The 7,917-nt window shown below is 69.2% G+C and carries 8 protein-coding genes and 1 pseudogene; 4 read left to right on the forward strand and 5 right to left on the reverse strand.

Annotated elements, in window-relative coordinates; genetic code table 11:
- Nucleotides 1–24: 24 nt before the first annotated feature.
- Nucleotides 25–606: an NADPH-dependent FMN reductase gene (locus ACGFI8_RS23235; RefSeq protein WP_392807809.1), complete on the reverse strand. Its 582-nt coding sequence runs from the start codon at nt 604–606 to the stop codon at nt 25–27.
- Nucleotides 607–771: 165 nt separating this feature from the next.
- Here ACGFI8_RS23235 and ACGFI8_RS23240 point away from each other — a divergent pair, with 165 nt between their 5' ends.
- The gene (locus tag ACGFI8_RS23240; protein WP_392807810.1) at nt 772–1,287 is read left to right on the forward strand and encodes a MarR family winged helix-turn-helix transcriptional regulator; all 516 of its coding nucleotides are present in this window, start codon (nt 772–774) and stop codon (nt 1,285–1,287) included.
- Nucleotides 1,288–1,402: 115 nt separating this feature from the next.
- Here the strand turns inward: ACGFI8_RS23240 and ACGFI8_RS23245 are convergent, their stop codons facing one another.
- From ACGFI8_RS23245 to ACGFI8_RS23255, 3 genes are all read right to left on the reverse strand, one after another.
- The gene (locus ACGFI8_RS23245) at nt 1,403–2,686 is read right to left on the reverse strand and encodes an LCP family protein (protein WP_392807811.1); all 1,284 of its coding nucleotides are present in this window, start codon (nt 2,684–2,686) and stop codon (nt 1,403–1,405) included.
- A gap of 260 nt (nt 2,687–2,946) precedes the next feature.
- Nucleotides 2,947–3,072: a hypothetical protein gene (locus ACGFI8_RS23250; RefSeq protein ID WP_392807812.1), complete on the reverse strand. Its 126-nt coding sequence runs from the start codon at nt 3,070–3,072 to the stop codon at nt 2,947–2,949.
- 234 nt (nt 3,073–3,306) lie between these two features.
- Nucleotides 3,307–4,485, reverse strand: a complete 1,179-nt coding sequence (locus ACGFI8_RS23255) for an isopenicillin N synthase family dioxygenase (RefSeq protein WP_392807813.1) — start codon at nt 4,483–4,485, stop codon at nt 3,307–3,309.
- A gap of 95 nt (nt 4,486–4,580) precedes the next feature.
- Here ACGFI8_RS23255 and ACGFI8_RS23260 point away from each other — a divergent pair.
- From ACGFI8_RS23260 to ACGFI8_RS23270, 3 genes and pseudogenes are all read left to right on the forward strand, one after another.
- A pseudogene (locus ACGFI8_RS23260) lies at nt 4,581–4,778 on the forward strand (helix-turn-helix domain-containing protein); the annotation flags it as partial.
- A 140-nt stretch (nt 4,779–4,918) separates the two neighbouring features.
- Entirely contained in the window at nt 4,919–5,470 is a 552-nt protein-coding gene (locus ACGFI8_RS23265) for a Clp protease N-terminal domain-containing protein (protein ID WP_392807815.1), read from the forward strand.
- A gap of 142 nt (nt 5,471–5,612) precedes the next feature.
- A complete protein-coding gene (locus tag ACGFI8_RS23270) occupies nt 5,613–6,644 on the forward strand; it encodes a winged helix DNA-binding domain-containing protein (protein WP_392807816.1) in 1,032 nt (343 codons plus the stop codon).
- On the opposite strand, the gene ACGFI8_RS23275 is transcribed toward ACGFI8_RS23270, so the two are convergent.
- Entirely contained in the window at nt 6,625–7,905 is a 1,281-nt protein-coding gene (locus ACGFI8_RS23275; RefSeq protein WP_392807834.1) for a DUF222 domain-containing protein, read from the reverse strand. The genes ACGFI8_RS23270 and ACGFI8_RS23275 overlap by 20 nt on opposite strands.
- Nucleotides 7,906–7,917: the final 12 nt, after the last annotated feature.

Genomic DNA, 7,917 nt, shown 5'->3' on the forward strand with positions numbered 1-7,917 from the left:
CGGCCACTTGGCGGCTACTGACGGCTACTTGACGGCGCGGAGGGCGGCGAACGCCGGGGCCAGGCGGGCGAGGTTGTCGAGGACGACCTTCGCGGCGGCGTCCAGGGCGTCGTCGGAGCGGAACTGCTTGTCGGCCGTGATGTGGGTGCGGGTCGGGACGGCCACCTGGGCGTTGATCGGCATCATGCCGAGCATGCTGACCACCGGCCGCAGCGCGTACACCGCGCGGGTGCCGGACGAGATGCCGCCGTAGCTGACGAACGCCGCCGGCTTGTCGCGCCACTCCTGGGACAGGAAGTCCAGCGCGTTCTTCAGCGGGGCGGTGAAGCTGTGGTTGTACTCGGGCATGACGAACACGATCGCGTCCGCGGCGTCGACGGTCGCGCTCCAGTCGCGTGTGTGCTGCTTGGTGTAGCGGCGCAGCGACGGGTGCTCCGGCTCGTCCAACAAGGGCAGGTTGAGCTCGGCGAGGTCGGTGACGTGGATGTCGAATCCGCCGTGCTGCTCGGCCTGTTCGATGAACCAGTCGGCGACGACGCGGCCCACCCGGCCGGGGCGCGTGCTCGCGACGATGATCTCGAGGCGCGGGCGGCGCTCGGTGGTCATCGCGGTGGTTGCGGCCGCTGCGGCGTTTGCGGCCGCTGCAGCGGTTGCGGTTGCCGCCTCGGCGTCTTCCGGGGTGGATGTGGAGTTCGTGGGGTCAGACGCGGTTGTTGACATGTCATCATCGTGACAATGGAATGGTGACACGTCAACAACTAGGATTGAGACGTGGAAGACACCCCGCTCCTCCCGGCGCCCGGCGCCGCCGAGGTTCCGCCGGCCGTCGGACCGCGCTGGCTGAACGACGACGAGTTTCGTGCCTGGATCGGCTACCGCCGGATGCGTGCGCTGCTCGACCTGCAGCTGGCCCGCCGGCTCGCCGCCGACCGAGGGCTTTCCGAGCCCGACTACGACGTGCTGACCAGCCTCTCCGACGCCGAGGACCGGCGCATCCGGCTCAGCGAGATGGCCGACCGGATGCTGTGGTCCAAGAGCCGGCTGTCCCACCATGTGACGCGTATGCAGCAGCGTGGCCTCGTCACGCGCGAGGAGTGCCAGTCGGACGGGCGCGGCGCGTTCATCGTGCTCACCGAGCACGGCATGGCGACGCTGCGGGCGGCCGCGCCTGGGCATGTGGCGGCGGTCCGGGAGCACTTCATCGACCTGATGACCGAGGAGCAGGTACGGGTCCTCGGCGAGATCACCGGGACGGTGCTGGAGCATCTGCGCAAGCACGTGGACTAGCGGCGGGCCGGACGGCGTCGCGTCAGGTGCCTGCCTGTCGTCGCCGCGGGTCAGGGCTGCGCTGCGCGGCGCCGGATCGTGACTCGCCGGCGCTCCTGCGGTACGAATGGCGGCTTCACCTCTTGCTCACGAGGTCGACGTGGGACGCCAGGAATGTCTCCACGGTGTTGGTTCGGACCGCCTCGAGCAGGGCCAGGGTGTTGTCGTCGAGCGCTTCGGCGCCGGGCTGCTCCGACGACTCGTAGAACGTGCCGTTGTTGGACTTGACCGTGAGCAGGTTGTCGCCGCCGATGTTCTTCATAGCGAAAATCCAGTCCTGGAGGTCGATGCCGCCTGAGTCGATGGTCATCGACTGGCCGACCACGTCCAGCACCTTCTTGAGCTTCCCCGGGTCGGTCAGCACGTCGCGGCTGGCGATCTCCTTGAACAACGCCTTGATGAACTGCTGCTGATGCCGCTGGCGGTCGTAGTCGCTGTTCGGCAGGGTGTCGCGCTGGCGCACGTAGTCCAGCGCCTGCCACGGCGGGAGGTGCTGATAGCCGACGTGGTACGTCTGCGGGGTCACCCCCGGGACCGGGGTGAGGTCGGTGCCGCCCGAGCTGTTGAAGCGCTGGGTGTACGGCACCTTCGTGTCGTCCTTGGCGTCGTGGCCGATGTGCACCGACGGGGTCTCCTGGTCGACGTACATGGCCACGCCGCCGAGCACGCCGACGACCTTGGTGAAGCCGGTGAAGTCCACGATTGCCGCGGCGTCGAACGAGATGCCCCAGTTCTCCTTGATCGTGTCGGCGAGCAGTGACATGCCGTACCGGCGCTGGTCCTTGCCGGTCAGCTTGATGCCGCCCTCGGCGAACGCGGCGTTGATCTTGTTGTGGCCGCCGTAGTACCTCGACCTGCCGTTGTTGAAAGGCGGGATCTCGACCCAGGTGTCGCGCGGGATCGAGATCAGGTACGCCGACCGATGATCCTCCGGGATGTGCATGACGATGATCGAGTCTGACCGGATCGTGTCCGACGGGTCCTGGTCCGGCCGTGGATCGATGCCGACCAGGAGCACCGTTTTCGCCCCACTGATCGTTACGTGGCGGCCCCGCTGCTCAGCGGCAGGGACGATGAGGTTGTCCTGCTGGACGCGGCTCGTCACGTATCCGATGAGCATGCTCTTCGCCACGAATGCGCCGCCGGCCAGCATCATCATGGCCGCGCCGAGCGCCACCAGCCTGTGCGCCCACCTGGGGTCGCGGCGGTTGCGGCCTGATGCCGGCCCGGCGCCCCCAGCGCTCTGGTCGGCGCGGGTGGCGTCGAGGCGGGCGGCGGGCCGGGACGGCATCGGCCGGCGCGACGTGTCGTCGGCCGGCCGATCGGGTTCCTCGTCGGGGGGCTCGTGGCGTCGAAACACGTCTCGTGGCTCCTGTTCGAGGTTTGCTGTGTTCGTTGCTGCTGTCTACGTCCGGTCTATGTCCGGTGCCGGCTCGGTCCGGTACTGGCCGCTCCGGATGCGTCTGGTGTCTGGCCGGGTCTGGACATCGGCGCCCATCCGGCGTTGGGCTGGGTCTGTCGGGCGGCGGTTCGGTCTGCCATCCGCCGGACCATCGGCGGCCGTTGCTTGGGCGTCGCCGCCAAGGCGTCGGTCTCGGTGTGCGTCCGATCGGCGGTCTGTCAGGCGCCGACTGCGATCACGCTGATCACACTGAGCAGGACGACCGCCGCCAGGAACAGCAGCATCCCCTGCTCGCTGTCGAGCTTGGTGAGCTTGCGGGTCGTGGTGGTGGTCGGGGTGGCCATCGTCGCCTCCTGTTGCGGTGTGGTGACTCATACGCTAGGAACACCGCGGACAGGTTTGCTCCCGTCATCGTGCCACGTGCCCGACCTGCTTGAACGGCTCTTCGAACCCCTTCGTGGGTCCTACGACCCGAACCGCCGCCGGGTAACGGGTTCCGCCTCTGCAACCGCCCCGGACCGGCCTTGCCGGCACGGTCCCCGGGCGGCCCGGGAGGCAGTTCGAAACGGCCGGCGGGCTCAGGTCGTCGGGCCGATGCCGGTTGTGGTGCCGCTCCCGACGTCCGCGCTCAACTCCGGAAACACCTTGCCCACCTTTCGCACGAGATATTCACCGTAGGTGCCGGTAAATGCCCTCAGGTCCTGACCGTCCCAGCGCCGGGCGCCGGCGGAGCCACCGGCGGCGGCCCGGCCGGGCAGCGGCGGGACCTCGGTGGTGAAGTCCGGGTCGAAGAAGAGCGGGAACGACAGGCGGTCGTTCCCGCTCACGTTGCGGACCCGGTGCGGCGTCGAGCGGTACCAACCGCCGGTCATCCGGTCGAGCATGTCGCCGATGTTGCACACGAAGGTACCGGGGATCGGCGGGGCGTTGAGCCACCTTCCGGGGTGATCGTGCGTGGTGGTGCGATCTATCGCGGCGCTGGGAGGGTCCCCGGCCGGCGGGTCGGTGTGATTGGCGGCCGTGGTCGTTGGACCGGCGTCGACGGAGCGTTCGCCGTCAGGTTCTGCGGAAGTGTCGCCGGCTGGCGCGGTGTCCGGCATGCGGACCTGGAGGCCGCCGTTGTCGTCCTGTAGCAGCAGCGTCAGCAGACCGTAGTCGGTGTGCTCGCCGACTCCCCACGCCGTGGTGTCCGGGGGAGTGGGCGGGTAGTGGAAGATTCGGAACAGCACCGTGGGATTCGCGGTGTACCCGGAGGCGAAGTAGTCGGCGGGCAGGTCGAGGCTCTGCGCGACACCGCGCAGCACGGCCTGGGCCGTGGCGGTCATCGCGGCGAGGTACTCCAGCACCGCTCCGCGCAGTTCGGGTACCTGGCGCGGAAAGAGGTTGGCGCCGTGCAAGGGTAGCCCCGCACGTACCTGAGGGGCGTTGGGGCCCAGTTCGGTACCGAAGTAGAGCCCTTCCTTCTGGTCCGGAACGCCGGACGTGAGCTCGGCCCCGACCGGGAAGAAGCCCCGCCACGCCCGGCCGCCGCGGGCCATCGCGATCTCGAGCTTGTCGGCCTCGGGTAGGGCGAAGAACGCGCGGGCGCTGCGGTCGAGGCGGGAGATGAGTGCGGGGTTGACGCCGTGGCCGGAGACATAGAAGAACCCGCTGACCCGGCACGCCGACTCGATCTCGTGTGCGGCTCGTTCGTCCTCGCCGTGACGAATCAGGTTGGCGACGTCGACGACGGGGAGGTCGGCCTGAGGTGAGCTCACGCCAGGGAGCGTAGGCGTCCGGGTCGCTCCGCTGGTGTCACGATTCCTGTCAACCATGGTTGACGGCGTGCGGTGATGTCAACTAAGGTTGACGCATGACGGAGGCAAACGACCTCGCGGCCGCAGCGGCAAGCCCCGACCCGCGCATCGGTCTGCGGGCCGCGGTAGCTCTTCGCCGGCTCGCCGACGCGCTGGAGGTACTCCAGGTCGACAACGCGCGCCTGCAGGGCTGGTCCTGGCAGGAGATCGCCGATGCCCTCGACGTGTCGAGGCAGGCCGTGCACAAGAAGCACGCTGGCCGGGTACCGACGCGGTCCGCAGCCATTCCCGATGCGTCGCGGGCGACTGTGGCATCGGAAGCCGAGACGCCGGGGACCGAAACACCGACCACCACAGCGCCGGGATCGGCGCACCCGCCGAAAGGGGAGCATTGATGTTCGAGCGTTTCACCGATCGTGCCCGGACCGTCGTGAGGGTCGCGAAGCAGGAGGCCGACGAACTCGGCCATCAGGCGATCGGCACCGAGCACATTGTGTTGGCGCTGCTGCGTGACGACGGCGGAATCGGGCACACGGTACTACGCGCGTGTGGCATCGAGTACGACGCGATCCGGGCCACGGTCGCCGCCGGGGACGATGCGGCGGCACTGCGCTCCATCGGCATCGATCTCAACGCGGTGCGCGCCAGCGTGGAGCAGACCTTCGGGCCGGGTGCGCTGGAACGCGCCGAGCCCGCCGAGCGCGGAGGCTTCCTGTTCCGCCGATCGAAGCTGCCAACCCGGTTCAACAACGGGGCGAAGAAGAGCCTGGAGCTGTCGCTGCGGATCGCGCTGTCGCTCAAGCACAATTACATCGGCACCGAGCACATCCTCCTGGCGGTCCTCAAGGAGGAGCGGGGTTCTGGCGGGCGGCTGCTGCGAGAGCAGGGCATGACCTACGACCGCACCATGGATCTCGTGCTGACCGCATTGAAGAACGCCGCGTAGGAACGCGACTCGAAGGCGGCCGCTCGAGCGAGGGCTGGAGACAAAGACGGCCCGGTGGTCGGGGTCCGGTCGAGCAGCGTGGGGTCGGGCTGTGGAACGGCCGATTCCGGGAGCTGGGCAAGGGATCGTCTACCGTTCCGGTATGGAGCGGACCCTCACCTGGCGCGACCTGAACCGGGCGCTGCTTGCCCGCCAGATGCTGCTGCAGCGCGTGTCGCTCGACGTCCCCGAGGTACTGCAGCGGATGGGCGGCCTCCAGGCCCAGTACGCGCCGTCGATGTACATCGGTCTGTGGGCCCGCATCGAGGACTTCGACCGTGACGGGCTGACCCGGATGCTGGAGCGCCGGGAGGTGATCCAGGCGACCCTCCTGCGTGCCACGATTCACCTGGTGTCCAAGGCCGACTACTGGCCGTTCGAGGTGGGCGTCAGATCGGCGCGCCGCGAGGCCTACCTGCGAGCGGTCCGGGACCGGCCAGAGCCCGACGCGATCGACGACGCGGTAGTACGGTTGCGGGCACTTCTGAGCGAACGCCCGGTGCGCCGGACCGAGCTCGACGAGCTGTTCGGGCCGCGGATCCGGCACGCCATAGGGATGTTCCTCGACATGGTCCGTGTGCCGCCGTCCGGCACCTGGGCGCGGCGCCGGGCCGACCTGTTCGGCGCCGCTGAGGATTGGGTCGGCCCGCCCGACGTGACCGAGGACGACGCGCAGGACCTGTTGATCCGGCGGTACCTCGGCGCGTTCGGGCCGGCCCACCGCACCGAGATCGCGGACTGGGCGGGCCTGCCGGTCTCCGTGGTGGCGAAGGTGCTTGCCCGCCACGAGCTGCGCACATTCCGCGATGAACGCGGTCGGGAGCTGGTCGACGTGCCCGATGGCCCGTTGCCGGACCCGGAGACCCCGGCGCCGGTGCGGTTCCTACCGACCTATGACGCCACGCTGCTCGTCCACGCGCGGCGCACGCTGATCCTGCCGGAGGAACACCGCTCGAAGGTGTTCCATGTGCGAATGCCGCAGTCGATCGGCACGTTCCTCGTCGACGGTCAGGTGGCCGGCACCTGGGCGCTGAAGGCCAACCGTGTGGAATGGGACGAGTTCGCGCCGCTACCGGCACGGATCCGCCGCCAGGTCGACGCGGAGGCCGACCGGCTCACGGCGTTTCACGGCTGACACGCCGGTGCTCTTCCCTCTCGCGTCGCGCCGACCCTGCCCGTCCTGGGTGTGACCGATTCGAAGCGACGTTCGGTGGGGCCACAGGCGCGGCTGACGTCGCGCCCGGCGCGGTTGACGGCGCCGTCGGCGTGGCTCGCGGGCGCGCCACCGGTGGGCCTGCCGGCGGAAGCGCCGCCGCCGACGGTCCTGTCGGCGATGACGCAACCGCTGGTGACGCAACGGCTTGTGGCCCAGCCGCCGACGACATGGCCGCTTGTGACGCAGCCGATGTCGCCACGTCCGGCGTAGACGTCAGCGTCGCCGGTGGGCCCGGTGGCCGGGCTGTGGGCGTGTCGTGTCCGTGATGGTGTTCGGGTGGTGGGTGTCTGCCTGGTTTGTGGGGTGGTGTTTCGTCGACTCGTGGTTGGCTGGGTCCGAGTTCGTATCGTCGTCCGTCGGGTCGGATGATTCGGATCCAGCCGGTGTGTGGTTCTCGGAGGAGTTGCCAGCCGCGTTCGTGCATGCACACGTGGTGGTATCGGCATAGGAGTACGAGGTTGTCGATGTTGGTTTCGCCGTGGTCGCGGATCCATTGGCGTAGGTGGTGGCTGTCGCACCAGTTGGCTGGTATGCGGCAGCCTGGCCATCGGCAGTAGGGGTCGCGTGCTGCGAGTGCTCGTCGCAGTGGTGGGGGTGTGTTGCGGTAGGCGCGGCCGAGTTGGAGCGGTATCCCGTTTTCGGGGTGCAGCCAGAGTTGTTGCAGGGTGGCGTCGCAGCTGAGCCGGGCGGCGAGGGTGTCGCTGACCGGTCCCCATCCGGCCATGACCGCGGGCCCGTCGTGGTCGCCGTTGTCGTGGTCGCCGTTGTCGGGGCTGCCGTTGTCGGGGCTGGCTGTGATGTGGTCGCCGGTGTCGGTGTGGTGGGGGCTGTGGTGGCGGGGTGTCTGTTGCGTGTCGGTGCTGCTGTGGTCGTGTAGCCGTAGGTAGCGGTGGACGGGCATCAGCAGTCCGATGCTGGGTCGTCCGCCGGCGATCTCGGGTGCCTGCCCGCTGCGTAGCACGGTGTTGAGCATGTCCGCGGTGGCGTCGTGGCGTCGCTGGGCGGGGCTGCGGTCGTCGCCCTGGCCGGGCGGTTTCGTGAAGGCGTCCAGGGTGGTGCTGAACAGTGCTCCGGTCTCGGTGTCCAGGACGCCGCGTAGGCGCCACATGTCGCCGAGCCGGGTGAGGGTGACGCCCCGCCGGCGGTACTGTTCCTCGGCCGGGGTGTTCGTGTCTGCCAGGGCGAGGTCGCG

This window comes from Dactylosporangium sp. NPDC048998 (assembly GCF_043197855.1).
Taxonomy (GTDB): Bacteria; Actinomycetota; Actinomycetes; order Mycobacteriales; family Micromonosporaceae; genus Dactylosporangium.